This is a genomic window from Geobacter sulfurreducens PCA, assembly GCF_000007985.2.
GTDB lineage: Bacteria > Desulfobacterota > Desulfuromonadia > Geobacterales > Geobacteraceae > Geobacter > Geobacter sulfurreducens.
Genome location: NC_002939.5, coordinates 344,515 through 361,406, shown reverse-complemented (window position 1 = coordinate 361,406; position 16,892 = coordinate 344,515). Strand labels below are relative to the sequence as shown.

The 16,892-nt window shown below is 61.7% G+C and carries 18 protein-coding genes; 14 read left to right on the top strand and 4 right to left on the bottom strand.

Annotated elements, in window-relative coordinates; translation table 11 throughout:
• The first annotated feature begins 71 nt into the window (after positions 1-71).
• The 12 genes from gspC to gspN all read left to right on the top strand — a co-directional run bounded on the left by gspC (position 72) and on the right by gspN (position 11,246).
• Positions 72-947 carry a type II secretion system protein GspC gene (gene gspC / locus GS_RS01640; protein WP_010940998.1) on the top strand — a complete coding sequence of 292 codons (876 nt, stop codon included), beginning with the start codon at positions 72-74 and terminating at the stop codon, positions 945-947.
• A 109-nt stretch (positions 948-1,056) separates the two neighbouring features.
• Entirely contained in the window at positions 1,057-2,955 is a 1,899-nt protein-coding gene (gspD, locus tag GS_RS01635; RefSeq protein WP_010940997.1) for a type II secretion system secretin GspD, read from the top strand.
• Complete coding sequence (gspE, locus tag GS_RS01630) at positions 2,952-4,514, top strand: type II secretion system ATPase GspE (RefSeq protein WP_041913993.1); 1,563 nt, start codon at positions 2,952-2,954, stop codon at positions 4,512-4,514. Before gspD ends, gspE begins: the two co-directional genes overlap by 4 nt.
• Entirely contained in the window at positions 4,495-5,706 is a 1,212-nt protein-coding gene (gene gspF / locus GS_RS01625; RefSeq protein WP_010940995.1) for a type II secretion system inner membrane protein GspF, read from the top strand. Before gspE ends, gspF begins: the two co-directional genes overlap by 20 nt.
• A 26-nt stretch (positions 5,707-5,732) precedes the next feature.
• Complete coding sequence (gspG, locus tag GS_RS01620; protein WP_010940994.1) at positions 5,733-6,176, top strand: type II secretion system major pseudopilin GspG; 444 nt, start codon at positions 5,733-5,735, stop codon at positions 6,174-6,176.
• Entirely contained in the window at positions 6,145-6,672 is a 528-nt protein-coding gene (locus GS_RS01615; protein ID WP_010940993.1) for a prepilin-type N-terminal cleavage/methylation domain-containing protein, read from the top strand. Before gspG ends, GS_RS01615 begins: the two co-directional genes overlap by 32 nt.
• Complete coding sequence (locus GS_RS01610) at positions 6,669-7,025, top strand: type IV pilus modification PilV family protein (RefSeq protein WP_010940992.1); 357 nt, start codon at positions 6,669-6,671, stop codon at positions 7,023-7,025. The genes GS_RS01615 and GS_RS01610 overlap by 4 nt, the downstream gene beginning before the upstream one ends.
• The gene (locus GS_RS01605; RefSeq protein ID WP_010940991.1) at positions 7,003-7,632 is read left to right on the top strand and encodes a type II secretion system protein GspJ; all 630 of its coding nucleotides are present in this window, start codon (positions 7,003-7,005) and stop codon (positions 7,630-7,632) included. Before GS_RS01610 ends, GS_RS01605 begins: the two co-directional genes overlap by 23 nt.
• Positions 7,629-8,549 carry a type II secretion system minor pseudopilin GspK gene (gene gspK, locus GS_RS01600; RefSeq protein ID WP_010940990.1) on the top strand — a complete coding sequence of 307 codons (921 nt, stop codon included), beginning with the start codon at positions 7,629-7,631 and terminating at the stop codon, positions 8,547-8,549. Before GS_RS01605 ends, gspK begins: the two co-directional genes overlap by 4 nt.
• Positions 8,549-9,865 carry a type II secretion system protein GspL gene (gspL, locus tag GS_RS01595; RefSeq protein ID WP_010940989.1) on the top strand — a complete coding sequence of 439 codons (1,317 nt, stop codon included), beginning with the start codon at positions 8,549-8,551 and terminating at the stop codon, positions 9,863-9,865. The genes gspK and gspL overlap by 1 nt, the downstream gene beginning before the upstream one ends.
• Entirely contained in the window at positions 9,862-10,410 is a 549-nt protein-coding gene (locus tag GS_RS01590; protein WP_010940988.1) for a type II secretion system protein GspM, read from the top strand. The genes gspL and GS_RS01590 overlap by 4 nt, the downstream gene beginning before the upstream one ends.
• Positions 10,407-11,246 carry a type II secretion system protein GspN gene (gene gspN / locus GS_RS01585; protein ID WP_010940987.1) on the top strand — a complete coding sequence of 280 codons (840 nt, stop codon included), beginning with the start codon at positions 10,407-10,409 and terminating at the stop codon, positions 11,244-11,246. Before GS_RS01590 ends, gspN begins: the two co-directional genes overlap by 4 nt.
• 35 nt (positions 11,247-11,281) lie before the next feature.
• Here the strand turns inward: gspN and GS_RS01580 are convergent, their stop codons facing one another.
• Both GS_RS01580 and GS_RS01575 read right to left on the bottom strand, forming a co-directional pair.
• Positions 11,282-12,526 carry a M48 family metallopeptidase gene (locus GS_RS01580; RefSeq protein ID WP_010940986.1) on the bottom strand — a complete coding sequence of 415 codons (1,245 nt, stop codon included), beginning with the start codon at positions 12,524-12,526 and terminating at the stop codon, positions 11,282-11,284.
• Between the two features lie 106 nt (positions 12,527-12,632).
• Positions 12,633-13,364 carry a hypothetical protein gene (locus GS_RS01575; protein ID WP_010940985.1) on the bottom strand — a complete coding sequence of 244 codons (732 nt, stop codon included), beginning with the start codon at positions 13,362-13,364 and terminating at the stop codon, positions 12,633-12,635.
• Between the two features lie 384 nt (positions 13,365-13,748).
• Here GS_RS01575 and GS_RS01570 point away from each other — a divergent pair, with 384 nt between their 5' ends.
• Both GS_RS01570 and GS_RS01565 read left to right on the top strand, forming a co-directional pair.
• A complete protein-coding gene (locus GS_RS01570; protein WP_010940984.1) occupies positions 13,749-14,444 on the top strand; it encodes a DUF4388 domain-containing protein in 696 nt (231 codons plus the stop codon).
• Between the two features lies 1 nt (position 14,445).
• Positions 14,446-14,874, top strand: coding sequence for a hypothetical protein (locus GS_RS01565; RefSeq protein ID WP_010940983.1), 429 nt, complete (start codon positions 14,446-14,448; stop codon positions 14,872-14,874).
• On the opposite strand, the gene GS_RS01560 is transcribed toward GS_RS01565, so the two are convergent.
• A complete protein-coding gene (locus GS_RS01560; protein ID WP_010940982.1) occupies positions 14,843-15,946 on the bottom strand; it encodes a general secretion pathway protein GspE in 1,104 nt (367 codons plus the stop codon). The two genes, GS_RS01565 and GS_RS01560, sit on opposite strands and share 32 nt — an antisense overlap.
• Positions 15,947-16,057: 111 nt before the next feature.
• Positions 16,058-16,825 carry a J domain-containing protein gene (locus GS_RS01555; protein ID WP_010940981.1) on the bottom strand — a complete coding sequence of 256 codons (768 nt, stop codon included), beginning with the start codon at positions 16,823-16,825 and terminating at the stop codon, positions 16,058-16,060.
• Positions 16,826-16,892 lie beyond the last annotated feature (67 nt).

Genomic DNA, 16,892 nt, shown 5'->3' with positions numbered 1-16,892 from the left:
CGGTGTTTTTTCTTGCCTCGACCCATGGATGTGCTAGTATTGCAGCAGTCAAAATCACGTGAAATGGCCCGATGAAAAAGGTTTATCTCCTCACTGCACTCTTGATCGCGCTGAACTCACTGGCGGCCGCGCGGATCGCCGCCGGATTGATCTCCTATCGCCTGGCCCGGACAGCACCGCATACCGCAATGGGCGCGACCGGAGCCCCCGCCGCAGCTGTTTCCGACGACATTCTGAGTTTTGCCTCCATTCTGGACCAGGGACTGTTCGGTCGGGCGACACAGGGAAAACTGACGCCCCTCTCCGCACCGGTTCAGGGGGCGGCGGGAGCCCAGCAGCCTGCGCCGACCCATGGAGATTTAACCCTGCTGGGAACGGCCCGCGGTTCGTTCCGGGAGACATTCGCCCTCATCCGCCGGGCAACGCCGCCTGAAGAACGGGTTTTTCGTCTGGGTGATACCGTGTTCGGCATTGGCCCCCTCGTGGGAGTTCAGAAAGAGAGCGTGGAAATCCTCGCCAACGGACGAAAAATTCGCCTCACAACCCCCCTGGCCATGGGAATCGAGCCGACATCCGCCCCTCCTCCGCCGGCTGTCGCACCACAAACCGGTGCGGTTCAGGTGGGGGCGGGAAGCTACGTAATTGACCAGCGCGCTCTCAACGCCGCCCTCGAAAATCTTGGCCAGGTAATGACCGATGCACGCCTCTTGCCGAGCGTAAAAGAGGGCAAAGTCGAGGGCTTCCGGATTTCAGAGGTCAAGCCTGCGGGTGTGTTTTCAATGATCGGCATGCGGAACGGTGACATTCTGCTCCGCATAAATGATCTCCCCGTGGACTCCCCTGAGCGTGCCATCCAATCTCTAGCATCGCTCAAGGGGCAGAACCGCATCAAGCTCGATCTGGTCAGGGACGGCCAGCCGACTACGTTTAGCTACGATATACGATAAGCACAATGACGGCGTTCGCTTTGCGCTGCGCGGCAGAGTTCCTTTTTTGGGGGCTGTGGTAAGCGCACGGTAGATGCTTGTCATTGTGGATAACGTGCGGAGGATTTCCGTGAAGAAACGCTTCCTGAATCTGCTGACCGCTGCCGTCCTGGCCTGCGCCCTTCTTGCACCGCTGCCGGCGAGTGCCAAGGGGGTGGTTCTCAACTTCAACGACGTGGACATCGCCACCATGGTGAAGTTCATCAGCGACCTGACCGGCAAGAATTTCGTCCTGGACGAGCGGGTGAAGGGAAAGATTTCCATCTACTCCCCCTCCAAGCTGACGCCGGATGAGGCGTTCAGCCTGTTCACATCGGTTCTGGAGCTGAAAGGGTTCACCCTTGTACAGGCCGGCAAGGTCTACAAGGTGGTTCCTACGGCGGCAGCCAAGCAATCAGGAATGAGGCTTTTGAGCGACAAGGACCGCCTCCCCGTGAGCGATGCCTATGTGGCCCGGATAATCCCCCTGGAGCGCATCTCCGCCCAGGAAGCGGTGGCCTTTCTCCAGCCCATTGTCTCCAAGGACGGCTACATCGCGGCATTTGGCGCCAGCAACATGCTGATGGTGGTTGATTCTGCCCTGAACATCCAGAAACTCACCGGCATTCTCACCTTGGTGGATTCTCCCCAGAAGCGGGAGGGCGCCGAGATCATCTTCCTCAAAAATGCCTCGGCGGACAGCGTTTCCGGCGTGATCCGCGAATGGCTCGGCGGCAAGACAAGCCGGCCGGCCGGCCAGGCGGGACAGGCTACCGCAACATCAAGCGCAGGGGTCCTCATCGTCCCCGACACCCGGCTCAATGCGCTGGTCATTTTCGGCAGCGATCAGGACAAGGACGACATCAAGAAACTGATTGCCATGGTGGACGTGGTCCCGCCGACCACCAGCAGCAAGATCAACGTCTACTATCTGGAGAACGCCGATGCCACCGACGTGGCAAAGGTGATCGACGGCCTCATCAAGGGCACGCCCACCACCCCCGGGCAGCCCGGGGTGCCCGCAGCGGCGCCCGTTCAATCCCCCTTCGAGGGTGGAAAGATCTCGGTCACGCCGGACAAGGCTACCAACTCCCTGGTGATCATGGCCTCGCCGGTCGATTACCAGAACATCCTCCAGGTGATCCAGAAGCTCGATAAACGGCGGCGCCAGGTGTTCGTCCAGGCCCTCATCGCCGAAGTCTCCCTCGACAAGCTCAAGGATGTGGGTGTTCAGATCGGCGCGCTGGCCGTGGGCACGCAGGGCGACGCGTCCGGCGGCGCCGTCCTGGACCCGTTCAATTTCCTCAGCGCCACCAGCGGCCCGCAATTTCTCCTGGTAAAAGCACTTGAAGAACTTGGGAAAAACGTCAGTGTGTCGGCCCAGGTCAAGGCCCTCGTCTCCGACGGCGCCATTAATGTACTCTCCACCCCGAACATCCTGACCTCGGACAACAAGGAAGCGGAAATCTTCGTGGGTGAGAACGTTCCATTCCTCTCCCAGACCAATCTGACGACCGGCGGAATTTCTCAGCAATCCATCGAGCGCAAGGATACCGGCATCACGCTCAGGATCACTCCCCAGATCAGCGAAGGGGAGTACGTGAAGCTCGACATCTACCAGGAAATTTCTGCAGTAAAGGAAAACAAGGGACAGGCGAATGACCTCGTCACCACCAAGCGCTCGGCCAAGACCGCTGTCGTGGTCAAGGACAAGGACACGGTGGTGATCGGCGGGTTGATCCAGGACCGGGACACCGAAACCATCAACAAGATCCCGCTGCTGGGCGACATCCCGCTTCTGGGCTGGCTGTTCAAGACCAAATCGACGCGCAGGGAGAAGACCAACCTGATGATCGTCCTTACGCCGCGCATCATTCGGGGAGCCGAGGAGATGAACGATGTCTCCGGCCAGCAGCGCGACAAGTTCGGCGAAGCGCTCAGTCTCGACGCTCCCTTTGACCTCAAGCGCGACCTCCAACTGAGCAAATGACGGACGCACACGACATGGAACAGATCGCCCGGCGGCTCGGCATCCCCTTCCTGGCCGAGATCGGGGACAATGAGGCGGATGCGGCACTGCTCGCGCGGCTGCCCCTGGCTTTTGCCCGGGGCAGGCTCGTCCTTCCCCTGCGGGAGCGGGATGGGCGGCTCCTGGTTGTTTCAGGCAATCCCGCGGATCTGTCGGCCATCGATGAGGTGCGGGGAGTCTACGGGATGGAGGTGGAACTGGCCGCGGCAACGCCGGATACGGTGCTCGGCGCGGTGAACCATCTCTACGCCCGGCTCGGCAGCTCGGCCCAGGAGGTCGTGGAAGAGCTTGAAGGGGAAGACCTTTCGGTCATCGCCACTGAGCTGGCCGAGCCCAAGGATCTTCTGGACCTGACCGACGAAGCGCCGGTCATCCGGCTTCTGAACTCGATCCTCTCGGAGGCGGTGAAGGAGCGGGCCAGCGACATCCACATCGAACCCTACGAGCGGGAACTGGAGGTTCGTTTCAGGATCGACGGCATCCTCTACCGCAAGCTCGCCCCTCCCAAGGTGGTGCAGGAAGCTCTGGTCTCCCGCGTGAAGATCATGGCCGGGTTGAACATCGCCGAAAAGCGCCTTCCCCAGGATGGCCGCATCAGGGTAATCGTAGCGGGACGGGATGTGGACATCCGTGTCTCCATCATCCCTACCTTCTTCGGCGAACGCGTGGTGCTCCGTCTCCTGGACAAACAGAAGGGGCTCATTTCTCTCGAAAACATCGGGCTGTCCGAAGGAGGCGTCCGCTCCATGGAGCGCCTCCTCGGCCGGACCAGCGGCATCATCCTCGTCACCGGGCCAACGGGAAGCGGCAAGTCCACCACCCTCTACGCGGCACTCAACCGGCTCAACTCGCCGGAAAAGAACATCATCACCATCGAAGACCCCATCGAATATCAAGTCAAGGGGATCGGCCAGATTCAGGTCAATCCCAAGATCGAGCTGACCTTTGCCCAGGGCCTGCGCGCCATTCTCCGCCAGGACCCGGACATCGTAATGGTGGGAGAGATCCGCGACGCCGAGACGGCGGAAATCGCCATGCAGGCGTCACTCACGGGGCACCTGGTCCTCTCTACCCTTCACACCAACGACAGTGCCACCGCCATCGCCCGACTCGTCGACATGGGAATCGAACCGTTCATGGTGGCATCGTCCCTGTCCGCTGTTCTGGCCCAGCGGCTCGTGCGCCGCATCTGCCCCCACTGCCGCGAATCCTACACGCCGGAACGGGACTACGCCGGCATCACCCTCCCCTCAACCCTCTACCGGGGGCGGGGATGCGATGCATGCTTCGGCCTCGGGACCCTGGGCCGGGTCGGCATCTACGAACTCCTACCCGTGGACGGGGAGATCTGCTCCATGATCATCCGTCGGGAACCGGCCGGAGCCATCAAGGAATACGCTGTCGGCAAGGGGATGCGGACCCTGCGCGACGACGGCCTGGCCAAGGCCGCAGCGGGCATCACAACCATCGAGGAGGTCCTGCGGGTAACGCAGGAGGAGTATGCCGACCTTCCGGTATAGCGCCTATACGGCCGGGGGACGGGAGACGTCCGGCACCATCGAGGCTGAGAGCCTGAAGGAGGCGAAGCTTCACCTGAAGCGGGACGGCCTCTATCCGCGTGACATTGGCCCAGTCTCCGAGACGGCGGGGACCGTCTCCCGACGTTTCGGAGGGAGAAACGCAGGCCCCGCCCAGGTGGCTCTCATGACCCGCCGGCTTGCTACGTTGGTGGGCTCCCAGGTGCCGATCTACGAGGCAGTGACCACGCTCTGGGAGCAGGAGGAGCCCGGCGAGATCAAAAAGGCCCTCGGCCGGATTCGGGAACGCCTGGCCGAGGGAGCCAACCTGGCCAAGGCACTCTCCCTCGAACCGCGGCTTTTCAGCGAGAGCTACGTGGCAATGGTGGCGGCAGGCGAGGCAAGCGGCGCCCTGGACGCCGTTTTGGAGCGAGTCGCCCTCTTCCTCGAGGAACAGCGGGCCATTCGGAGCAAAATCACTGCCTCGTTGGCCTACCCGACGCTCATGGTCCTGGTGGGAAGCGCGGTAATGCTCTTCCTCCTGGCCTTTGTCATTCCCAAGATCGTCACTATCTTTGAGGACAATCGGGCAGCCCTCCCCCTCATCACCATCGCCCTTATCAAGACGAGCACCTTTCTCCGCTCGTTCTGGTGGGCATGCATCGCCGCCGTGGCCGGAGTGGTGCTGCTCTACCGGCGTCTCATGAAGGACGATGCCTTCCGCCTCCGCCGCGACCGCTTCCTTCTGCGGATTCCGGTGGTGGGAAGTCTCCTGCGCCAACTCATCCTCTCCCGCTTCGCCAAGGTGCTGGGACTCCTCCTTTCCAGCGGTGTACCGGTCATGCGGGCTCTCGAAATCACGGCCCAGGTTGTGGTCAACCGCCACTATCGTGCCGCCCTCACCGGCGTAACAGCCGGATTGGCCGAAGGCGGCACCCTTTCGGGGGCTCTGCGTACCACGGGACTCTTTCCGCCTCTCCTGGTCCACATGGTCGCCGTTGGCGAGAAGGGGGGAGAGCTTGAGGAGATGCTCGGCAAGGCCGGCAGCGCCTTCGAGCGGGAGTTCGAGTCGTCCGTATCCGGCCTCATGGCGCTTCTTGAGCCGCTCCTCGTCCTGGCCATGGGGCTGGCCGTAGGGCTCGTGGTGGTCGCGGTACTGCTCCCCATCTTTGAACTTAATCAACTCATTCGCTGATTTTTTCCAACCGGAGGTAACGGACCATGCATAACACCCTGCGCAACAGACGCGGCTTCACCCTCATCGAAATCATGGTGGTCATCGCTATCCTGGCCCTGCTGGCAGCCCTGGTGGGGCCCCGGATCATCGGCCGCTCCGACGATGCCAAGGTTGCCGATGCCAAAGTGCAGATCAAGAACCTGGAGACGGCCCTCAAGCTCTACAAACTCGACAGCGGCACCTATCCGTCCACGGAGCAGGGCCTTATGGCGCTGGTTGCCGCTCCCACGGTGGGAACGATCCCGAAAAACTACCGCTCCGAGGGGTACCTGGAGAGCAAGCAGGTGCCCAAAGATCCTTGGGGTAACGATTTCGTCTACCTGTCTCCCGGCGAGCACGGCGACTACGATCTCTACTCCTTCGGCGCCGACGGTGTGAAGGGGGGCGAAGGGAAGAATGCCGACATCGAGAGCTGGAACCTGCAATAACCACGGGTTCACCCTTATGGAGCTGGTGGTGGTGATAGCCATCCTGGCTCTGGCGGCGGCGCTGGTCCTTCCACGGCTCACGCCCGGCGACACGGCGAACCTTCATCGGGCAGCCCGTGAGTTCGCCGCCACCTTGCGGTTCATCCAGGATCGGGCCATCACAGCAAAGACCGCCTACCGCATGAAGCTGGTGCCCGGCGAAAGCGCCATCGCCATCACAACGATCCTGCCGGACGGCACGGAAGGAGAGCCGGACGATCCGATCCTGCGGCGGCGCCTCCTGCCCGAGGGAATCAGCATAGCCAGCACCTTCACCCCTCGGGTCGGCAAGCGTGCTGCAGGCGAGGTGGTGGTCACCGTAGGTGCGGCAGGATTTGAAGAGTTTACCGTCTTCCATCTCAAGGCAGAGGGAAGCGACGCCGTTATGACGGTCATGGCCTACCCGTCCTCCGGCAAGGTGAAAGTCGCGGAAGGGTACCGGGAGGAGCCCCTGTGAGAACCATCGGCGCACGGGGGTTTACCCTGCTCGAAGTAATGATTGCCGTTGCCATCATTGCGGGGGTGGTGTTCACGGTGATCGGAGTGGTCAACAACCATCTGGCGGTCGCCGGCCGCGATCGGGATGAAGGGGTGGCCGTTCTGCTGGGTCGCCAGATGCTCGACGATCTCGACACCAGACAGGACATTCCCGAAAAGAGCAACGGCACCTTTGCACCGGTTCGACCGGACTATGCATGGGTAATGACATCCACGGCAACGCAGGTTCCGGGATTCCGGAAGGTAACCGTGGCCATCTCGTGGGATAATGCACGGAGGACGGTGAGCCTTGTTCGCTACGTGGCGAAATAGCCCCGGCGGCCAACGGGGGTTCACTCTCCTGGAAACCCTGGTGGTAATGCTGCTGCTGGCAGTGGTGGCCGGAGCCCTCTACTCCAGTTACTTCACCGTGGTGCGAGCTAAGGAACGCACCGACGAGGGGGCCGAGGAACGCCGGGAATTGCGCGGCACCCTGGATCTCCTCCGGCGTGAAATCGACGGCGCATTTTTCAGGGGAAACGACGTGCGTCTGCGGTTCGTGGTCGAGGACCGGGACATCTTCGGGAAGCCCGCATCGAGTCTGGAGTTTGCGGCCGTAGCTCCGCCCCGGGCCGGCGACCTTCCAGCGTCCGACCTGGAGAAGATCCGTTATGCAGTAAAGGAGACAGACAGCACGCTCTCTCTCACCCGCGAGTCAACTGAACTCTTCGGGAGTGTGAAGCCGATGCCTTATCCGCAGATGGAGGCAATCGAAGGGTTTCTCGTGGAGTGCTACGATGCCGGCAAATGGGTGAAGACCTGGAACACGGAGCTGGTCCCACGTCTTCCGGAGCGGGTCAGGATAACCATCCGGGTCCGGCAGGGCGACCAGACGGTGGAATTCACTACCCTTGCCCGGCCCAAGGGGCGGCAGTCGTGAGACGATCGGAGTCCGAGCGGGGCTTCGCCCTCATCCTGACCCTCGTGGTGACTGCCCTCCTCATCGCAGTGACCACCGAGTTCATCCATGGGGTTTATGTGGACACGTCGCTCCACCGCAACTTCGTGAACCTGCAGCAGGCAAGCCTCATGGCCGAGGGAGGGGTAACCGGCGGGATTTCGCTGCTGCGGAACCTTCGCACCTCCGGCAATGACCAGGGGCTGCAGCAGCTCCTTGCTGATCCCGTTCAATTTGAAGATGAAAAGGGACGGGTGAGCATCACCATTGAGGAAGAGGACGGCAAGCTCAACCTGAATGCCGTCACCCTTCCCAACGGTGACGAACATGTATTTTACGGCCCTGCGGAACGCCGGCTGCTGACCGCTCTCAAGCTGCCGACAGCGCTTCACGACTCGCTGGCCGATTGGCTGGACGCCAATGACGAGCCGCGGCCCGACGGCGGAGAATCTGCCTACTACCAGTCACTGAGCGCCCCCTATGCCCCCCGCAACGCCCCCTTTGCCACCTTCGGCGAACTGGGGCTCGTCCGGGGAGTGGAACCCGCCGTCCTGGAGCGGCTCCGTCCCTTTGCCACGGTCTTCGTCGACGGGGGGGCCATCAACGTGAACACCGCTCCCCTGCAGGTGCTCATGGCACTTGACGAGGGCATCAGCGAAGGAATCGCCCGGGACATCATGCAACGGCGCCGCATAAAGCCATTCAAAAGCGTTGGGGAATTATCCGAGATTCCCGGCATGGAGACAATCGCCGGGAAACTGTCCGGCTTTGCCGGCGCTCGGGGAAGCACCTATCGTCTCGTTTCCCGGGCAGCGGTGGGCGACGTGACCAGACTTGTGGAAGCAGTGGTGAACCTTGACGGAACCCAGCCCCGCTATCTCTACTGGAGAGAGTACTGATGACTTATCTGATTCTCGAATGGACCGGCACGGACCTGGTGGCAAGCCGTTTCTTCACCCGGGCGGGTGAACTGGTGTTCCAAGGGCGCGAAAGCCGCCCTGCCGCTTCGGAGGCCGATCTGACCGCGGCGCTCCGGGAACTTGCCTCATCCGACGACGACTGCCGGCCGGTACTCGCCATCCCGCTGGGCCGGCTCTTCAGCCGGGAAATCGATCTGCCGATCCATGAGCGGGCCAAGATCCGCCTGCTCCTTCCCCTGGAGCTGAAGGGAGAAACCGCCCTGGAGAATGAGGATCTGGTCTTCGACGGTCTGCCCCTGGCCGCCGAGGGGAAGGTGCTGGCGCTCTGGGCGCGCAAGCGGGAGATTGCCCACCTTGTCCAGGCATGCACCGAGGCGGGAATAGACCCCGAGGTGGTAACAACCGCCCCCATCCACTGGGAGGAACTTCTCTCTTCCGACGCAGCCGAAGCGACCCTGGCCGTCACCGACGGCACGGCACTGGCGGTGTACGGGAACGGCAAGCCCCTCTTTTTCAGGGCTCTTGGCAGGGACGAGGGGGAACTATCCCGCACCCTGGCGGCGCTGGAAATGGCCAGGCAGGTACGGATTGAACGGCTCTTCCGGCACGGCTCTCCCGTGGGCAACGCGACTGCGGAAGCAGCGGGAGCACCCATGCTGGCGCTGCCCGTAACCGACAGCCTAGCAGCCGCCTTCGGCGGGGATGAGGCGGCCGCTCGGGAAAGTGCCGGCGCATGGGCGTTGGCGCGTGCGCTCCAGACCGGGCGGATCGGAACCTTTCGCGCAGGCGAACTCGCCTGGACCAGAGGACGTGAGCAACTCAAGCGTCAACTCCGCATCCCCGCGATCCTGACAGTGCTTCTGCTTCTGCTCCTTGCCGCCGACGCCGGCATCCGCTATACCATGGTGAAGCGGGACCTGGCATCGGTGGACGCGTCCATTGCCGCCCTCTATCGGGAGGTTTTCCCCGGACGGAAGAAGAGTGTTGACGAATTGGGTGAACTGAAGGCTGAGATCCGCAGACTCGGCGCGGCAGGCGCAGGGAGCCACATCCTGAATACCCTGCGGGGATTGGCAAAGGCCAAAGGCGACGACGTGACCGGCCTTTTCGAAGTGGAGATCGACGGCACGGCAGTGCGCCTCAAGGGAGACGCCCGCTCCAGCCAGGCAGTCAGCCAGTACCGCGACCGACTTGCCGGCGTCCTGGCCGGAGCAGAGGTGGGACAGATCACGGCAAAACCGGACGGGTCCGTCACGTTCTCCCTCAGGGGGACCATCAGCGAGGTGGCGAAATGAGTGCGCTTAACAGAATCCGCGACACATGGAACGACATGGATCGCCCCACCCGCTTGCGCTGGGGCTACGGGGTCATAGCCATCCTCGCCCTCGCCGTGATTTTTTCCTTCGTGTACAACCGGATCGGCCTTCTGGAGAACAAGCGGCAACGACGTGAAGCGGACCTGGTGGAAATGCTCCGCCTGAAGGGGCGCTACCAGGAGGCCCGCAGCACATCCATGCGCCTTGCAAACAGGCTGGCCGCGGTCCGCGCAGACGATTCGCCCGCAAAGCTCGTGGAAGAAACCGGCATCCGCGGCAAATCGCTTCGCATCACCCCTCTCAAAACCGAACTGAAAAACGGTTTTACCGAGGAAGCAGCCGACATCAAAATTGACAGTCTCACGGCAAATGAAGCCGTCAATCTCCTTCACCGCATCGAGAAGGGCCAACGCCCCGCCATTATCAGAAAAGCATTGCTGCGCACCCGCTTCGACGACCCGTCAAAACTCGACCTGACTCTTACCGTGGCACTGCTGCGCGGCGCACCTCAGGGGGCGCGATGACGGCACAGCGCTGGCTCGCCTGGGGCGCCGGCATCATCGCCGGCCTGCTCCTCATCCTAATCTTCACCCTTCTTCTGGTCCCCTCGCGGGAACTGGAACAGCTGACCGTCCGCTGGTTTGCCCGGCAGGGTTACGACTTCAGCGCGTCCGACTTCGGCAAGGCGTTTCCGCTGGGCGTTTCCGCCCGGGGTGTTACCATTGCCGACAACCGGGGGCCGCTCCTGCGGTTGGACACTGTCCGGACGCGACTCGAACTCCTGCCGCTTTTGGCGGGAAAAGTCTCCGTTGACGTGGACGGCTCTATCGGCGCGGGACAGTTCGACGGCACCTTCCGGCCCCGGGCCGGCACGGGGGTTTTCTCCGCACGTGACGTTCGCCTGGAGGACATCCCCTTTTTCCGGACCGCCACCGACGCCGATATCAAAGGAGTGATGACAGCTGACGCCACCCTTGCCGGCACGGGGCGATCCAAAGGGGGCGAAGTGAAACTGGCGGTGAAGGGAGCGCACATCCGCGGAGCAACGATCAGCGGTGTTCCTCTGCCGGACGCCGTGTACGAAACGGTGCGCGGCATGGTCAGGGTAGCCGGCGGCAGGGCAACCATCGACAGCTTCTCCCTCCAGGGAGAGGACGTCTACGTCCGCCTGAGCGGCACCATGCCCCTCATGGCTCCCATGGGGAACTCGCCCCTCAATCTGTCCCTGGAGCTGATGCCCCGGCCCGCATTCCTGGACCGGCAGAAGCTCGTCTTCACCCTTCTGGCAAAATACCTGATAACGCCGGGTCACTACCGGCTGCCGATCCGGGGAACCCTCTCAAAGCCTCTTCTTCAGTAACGCCCTGCCTCCACTGCCGTCCACACTCGCACAGATCATTCTTTTCGCGCCAGCGCCAGCAGCCCTTGCACCCGTTCAACCACCGGCGGGTGGGAATAGTGAAATGCTGCGTAGAGGGGGTGCGGATGGAGATTGGAGAGATTTTCCCGGGAAAGTTTAACCAGCGCCGTAGCGAGCGATGCGGGATTTTCGCAGAGCTCCACTGCGAATCGGTCGGCCTCCCGCTCCTGCCGGCGCGACAACCAGGCAAACAGGGGCGTGAGCGGAAAGAGCGCCAAGGTACCGATGAAGCCGACGATCACGAGCCGGGCCGGAAACGTCGCCTCCGTCATCCCGAGAAGTCCGGGCAGCCCCTCCCATGATGTGACCCGCCACGCCAGCCAGGCAGCGGCAAGGGCACCTGCCTGACCGGCAATAAGCCTCCGGCGGATGTGTCCGAGCTTCCAGTGGCCGATCTCATGGGCCAGGACCGCCAGAATCTCCGCGTGGGTCATCTGGCCCAGCAGCGTATCGTACAGCACGATGCGCTTCACCCGGCCGATGCCGGTAAAGTAGGCATTGGAGTGGCGGCTGCGCCGGGAGGCATCCACCTGCATAACCCGGCTCACCCTGAGTCCGGCCCGCTCGGCCATGGCACGGATCTCTTCTTCCAGCCCTTCGGTCTTCACCGGCTCGTAGCGGTTGAACAACGGCTCGATGACATACGGTGAGAGGTACATGAGAAACAGGGTCAGAAACGCGAGAAAGCCCCAGACCCAGAGCCACCAGTGCAGGGGACTCCATGCAACCAGGGCGAAAGCGCCGGAAATCATGAGCGTGGCAAGCGTCATTGAAATACATGTCGACTTAAGCAGGTCGGACCACCAGAGCTTCGGCGTTATGGTGGTAAAGCCGTACCGACGCTCAATGACGAATGTTTCATAGAGTCCGAAGGGGATCGCCAGTGCACTCTGAACGAGGGAGAGAAGCAGAAAGAAGACGACACCCCCGAGGATGAACGAGGAGGTCAGCGAGGCAACCCAGCGGTCGAAGAGAGGAAGGATCCCCGCGAAGAGAAACCCGACAAGGAGGCCGCTGTCGACCAGTGATTCCGCAATCCCCAGGCGACTCCGGTCGAGGGTATAGGCAGTTGCAGTGCGAAGGCTCCCTTCATCCACCGCGCCGGCGAAGCCATCGGGGACCGTTGTACCCTGGCGCCTGAGATGTTTGAGGTTCATTATGCGGAGCAGATGCTCGAAGGTGAGGACCGCGAGGTAACAGGCGAGGATCGTCAAAGTCATGGGGGAAGGATACATCAGGGGACAACGGTTGTCGAGAATTGGGCCTGGAACGGAAAAGGGGAGGAGCTGTTGCCCCTCCCCGTGCATGCACCGAATGATCGCCGTGTCAGTGCGAAACCGTCCCGTCTTCCACAATCGCGTCATACTTGTAGCCGCCGCCGAAATCCTTGTCCTTCCTGAGCGTTCCGGTGACGGTGACCACTTCGCCCAAAGCCGGGAGGTCCTGGGTCGTCACGGTCAGATCATGGCTTCCCTTCGAGCTGTCGCCGGAGCCGTCCTGAAGATGCAGCCAGTTCTTACCCATGATGCCGGCCGACACCTTGGTCACCTTGGCCCGGACACTGATCGTCTTGCCGTCAAGTTTCTCCCTGTTGCCATGGAGCTCGGCAACAGTGAAGCCATTGGCCCCAGCGGCCTTTTCTACAGCAATCTTCTCTGCGGGAGTGACCACCCCCCCCTTGCTTCCAGCCGAGCTCTTTCCCTTGGTGCTTGCGGCCTGGGTCGCCAGCCCCTCGGAAAAATAGATACTGTCAAAGGTCCGGTTAAGGGCTTTACTGAAGAACTGTTGCATCTCCATGCCCGGCTTGAGAGTCACCTCGCGGCCGACCTCGAGTGAAGTCTCGGGAATGGCGGCCCATACGGTCTTACCGTCCCGCTCAAGACTGACGTAGGTATACCCGCCGCTGTTGAACGTCTCCACAACCTTGCCTGCCAGAGGGGTACTCTGTACAGAGACCGCCCCACCCCCGCCCATGCCGCCCATGGAGCCGAAGGCGTGGGCATCAATGGACTGGGATGCAAGCAGAATCATAAGAACAAAGGCATTCACATACTTCATGGTTGACTCCTTGCGGTAAATTTGCGTGACCTGGCTCTTGCCGCTTGGTCACGTGCTTAAAAGACTACCGTTTCCACGAGAAAATCACAACGTTTTTCCTCTTTTCTTCAGCATTTCGCCCCCATGCCTCCAGTCAAAACCACAAAATAAACAAAACATTGTTCTGGCATAGTCAATCACCACCGTATTATTAATTGCTATATTTTAATTGTATGCAACTAAGTCCATCAACCAGCCGTTATCACGGAGCGTTGTCCGATTAATCATCATTAACTATCTTGTTCGATATCACAAAATATGTTATACAGCGACACTTCGCCGGCACCATTGAAAGGTGCGGATCGAATCCGACACACGCCACAGCGCAGTCACCAGGGAGGGATCATGGCGCAGGAAGCGCTCTGCAGGAAACGACATGAAGGATTCAACGGATCGATGGTTGGGGTCTCACTGGCAGACCTGATCCAACTCAAGGGAACCAACAGGTTCTCCGGTTGCATCTCAGTCGAATTCGGAGGGCGGTGCGGTGTTATTTTTTTCCAGGATGGCGAGATTGTCCACGCCGAAAAAGGCAGCTGCGAGGGAGAAGAGGCGCTCCAACGGATCATGCGCTGGCCGGGCGGACGCTTCACTGCCTACCCCCACCTAGCTACCGATCGCCACTCCATCAGGAAGAACCGGCAACACCTTCTGCTCGATGCGCACCGGGCCATGGATGAACGTCATCGGCACGTCGATCCGAAGGGGGAACGGGCTGAACAAACGCCGCTGCGCGAGCGGATACGTGCAATCGGGATGGTATCCGACGCCATCACCCTTGACTTTGACGGCGTACCCACGGACGAAAAAAGCCCTTCGGCGGACCGCTTAGCCGCCGGGGCCTGCTTCCTCGCCCGCCTGGCAGACCGGATCGGGTCGCGCCTCGGAACCGGGAGCCCCACCTCGATGGTCCTTGAAGGCACAAGAGAACATCTGTTCATCTATACCGGCAAGCATCATCTTCTCGCCGTAGCCGCCGGTGCAGACCATCAGCCCCCCATGGTTGAAGAAGCAATCCGCCGCGCCGTGCAAACCGCGTGACATGAGACAGGCGCTTGCAGAACTCAGCGTGCTTCCCGGTGCCATCGGCAGCCTCGTCACGGATCGCGGCGGGAAGATCCTCGAACGAGTGTTTCCTCCTCTCTTTGATGACACGACCCTGTCTGCGGTCTCGGAAGACCTGGCTGAATGCGTGATAACCCTCGGCATCTCGTCCGTCAGCACAGAAACGCTCTTCCTCCGGTACACAGAGGGAATCGTAGCGATAAAACCCCTCGACGACGGCCTGCTTCTGCTCCTCTGCACCAGAGAATCCAGCGGCAAATCAATCACTTGCGCCATTGACGCCGCAGCAGCCCGACTCCGGAGGGTGATGTCCCCAGCCCCCCCTTCCGTTCAGGTCGGCCCGAATGGGCCGGCATCTGACCGGCTGGCAATCGCTATGTCATCAGAATCTTACCCCGCAAAATAAGAATCTCGAACGCCAGCACCCCTTTCCGGGCAATGGTTTGTGCTTCCGACAACCGAGCCCCCAAGGCGACCATCTCCCCTGCGGCACAGAGGATGGTAACCACACGCCTCCCCATCACCATGGGCACGAGCATCAGCCCCGGCGCGCCAGCCCCGCCCAAGGCCTCCGCCAACCGCCGGTCAGTCGGCATGTTGCCCGGCGGGCCGAGATACACACTCCGCTCCTCAACCACTGTCCGGACATGTGATGCCTCCTGAAGCGATATCCTCAGCTGCCCGAACTCCCGCAACCGCTCATGACCGGCAACCGCTTCCCACCCTGCGGCCATATCCCTCATGACGAGCAGCAGACCGGCGCAACCAAAGAGGCGGCCGGCATAGTCCACCAGGGCATCGGCCACAGCGTCGCGTTCGCGGCAGTCGGCAAGCGTCCGGGAGAGAGCGTCAATTGTGTACCGTTCGGCCGCCTCGATACGATTATCATCGATGTCGCCCCCTTCCCAGGGGAGATACTTACCATTGTCGGGCAAGGTTGAAAAATCGACCACATCCCGGCGCATGAGTTGCTCCGCAGGCCGCTTGGTCCCATAAGTACATCTGCGTCCCCCCAGAGTCTCCGATACAGGCAGGGCACGCACCTCGCGCCGGATGCCGTAGTATTTCTCCAGTGCCATGAAAAGCCGGATTTCCGGAGCGACCATCGGCACAATGACAAATCCCGTACGAAAAGCGATTTCATCAATGGCCGGCAGATCCGAGGGGTCGGCCATGACGAGCCTGAGCCGTCGCCCGTCGACCCCGAGGGGGACGATCTTGTAGCGTTCAACCATATCACGGGGAACAAGGGACAAAAGGTGATCGGGCACTGCCATGAGCTCGTCGGGATCGACACAGGGAACCCGAAGCTTTTCGCTCAGGACCCGGGCGAGCTCTTCCTCACCGATCACCCCCATTTCAATGAGGTTCGTTCCGAGCCTGCCCCCGAAGATCACCTGCCCTTTCAGGGCCTCATCCAGTTGCGTATGGGTTATCATTCCGGCTTTGATCAGCATCTCGCCGAGGCGTATCGGCATAGGTCCCTCCATGTCGGGGAGGCCCCGGCGTACCCCCCATCGCCGGCGTCCCGCTGAAATCAAATGCAATCATTCCCGACCGCCTTTACGGACGCCCCGGACAGGCATTCCTCACCGGGCCGGCGGCACGAGGGGTGCAGCAGGAGCCGCAGGGGCAAGAGGGACGACCGGGGCATCGGGAGAGTGGGGAGGTCGGACACCCTGTCGATACAGAGGGGTGTCCGCAGCCGGCCCATCGGTGGGCTCTGCCGGGCGATCATGGCTCGTAGCGGGCCAGAGCACTGAGGAAGCAGGGGCCCCGTCGGAGTATTCAAATGAAGCAGGGAGCGGAAGACTGTTGTCGTGTCGCGCGGTAACTGTGCCGGCAATAACGACCAGAAGAAAGCAGACGGTGAATGCGCCGTAAAGGTTCCGCACCAGCCGGTTCGCCGGGATGATCAGATTGTGGGCAACCCCGAAGAACAGCGGGACCAGCAGCAGCTCCAGTGCCGCCAGAGCAGCACTTGCCGTGGCCCCGTAGAGATGAGTGAAGCGGACGGCGCAGACGCCGCAGAGCAGGAGGAAGAGCCCGTTGGGAAACGTGACGAGTGAGGAGAAGGGGAATCCGGGGCTTCGACCCGCCGACCAGGTCCCGGATTGCAGTCCTGCATGTGCGCTGGCCGACATATCAGGCCCGAGCTTACGGCAGGCATCGATCCGGTGATAAGCCTCGATGATCAGGCGCAGCCGCTCTTCTGCATTGCGGCGGCGCACCGGGTCATTGACAAAACGATCGGGATGGCAGGCGGAAACGGCTGCGCGAAAGGCACGCTTCGCCTCGTCGGCGGAAGCGCCGGGGCTGAGACCGAGCAACCCGTAGCAGTCGCGGAGATCGTCCATGGGGAATCAGTGCCGCGAGGCGTAACCACGCGACGGCAGAGAACGCAATGGGACAGGAATTCGAAGA

Coding starts and splice junctions, on each gene's coding strand:
- gspC (WP_010940998.1), top strand. CDS start 72: ATGAAAAAGGTTTATCTCCTCACTGCACTCTTGATCGCGCTGAACTCA.
- gspE (WP_041913993.1), top strand. CDS start 2,952: ATGACGGACGCACACGACATGGAACAGATCGCCCGGCGGCTCGGCATC.
- gspF (WP_010940995.1), top strand. CDS start 4,495: ATGCCGACCTTCCGGTATAGCGCCTATACGGCCGGGGGACGGGAGACG.
- gspG (WP_010940994.1), top strand. CDS start 5,733: ATGCATAACACCCTGCGCAACAGACGCGGCTTCACCCTCATCGAAATC.
- GS_RS01615 (WP_010940993.1), top strand. CDS start 6,145: ATGCCGACATCGAGAGCTGGAACCTGCAATAACCACGGGTTCACCCTT.
- gspL (WP_010940989.1), top strand. CDS start 8,549: ATGACTTATCTGATTCTCGAATGGACCGGCACGGACCTGGTGGCAAGC.
- GS_RS01590 (WP_010940988.1), top strand. CDS start 9,862: ATGAGTGCGCTTAACAGAATCCGCGACACATGGAACGACATGGATCGC.
- gspN (WP_010940987.1), top strand. CDS start 10,407: ATGACGGCACAGCGCTGGCTCGCCTGGGGCGCCGGCATCATCGCCGGC.
- GS_RS01580 (WP_010940986.1), bottom strand. CDS start 12,526: ATGACTTTGACGATCCTCGCCTGTTACCTCGCGGTCCTCACCTTCGAG.
- GS_RS01575 (WP_010940985.1), bottom strand. CDS start 13,364: ATGAAGTATGTGAATGCCTTTGTTCTTATGATTCTGCTTGCATCCCAG.
- GS_RS01570 (WP_010940984.1), top strand. CDS start 13,749: ATGGCGCAGGAAGCGCTCTGCAGGAAACGACATGAAGGATTCAACGGA.
- GS_RS01565 (WP_010940983.1), top strand. CDS start 14,446: ATGAGACAGGCGCTTGCAGAACTCAGCGTGCTTCCCGGTGCCATCGGC.
- GS_RS01560 (WP_010940982.1), bottom strand. CDS start 15,946: ATGCCGATACGCCTCGGCGAGATGCTGATCAAAGCCGGAATGATAACC.
- GS_RS01555 (WP_010940981.1), bottom strand. CDS start 16,825: ATGGACGATCTCCGCGACTGCTACGGGTTGCTCGGTCTCAGCCCCGGC.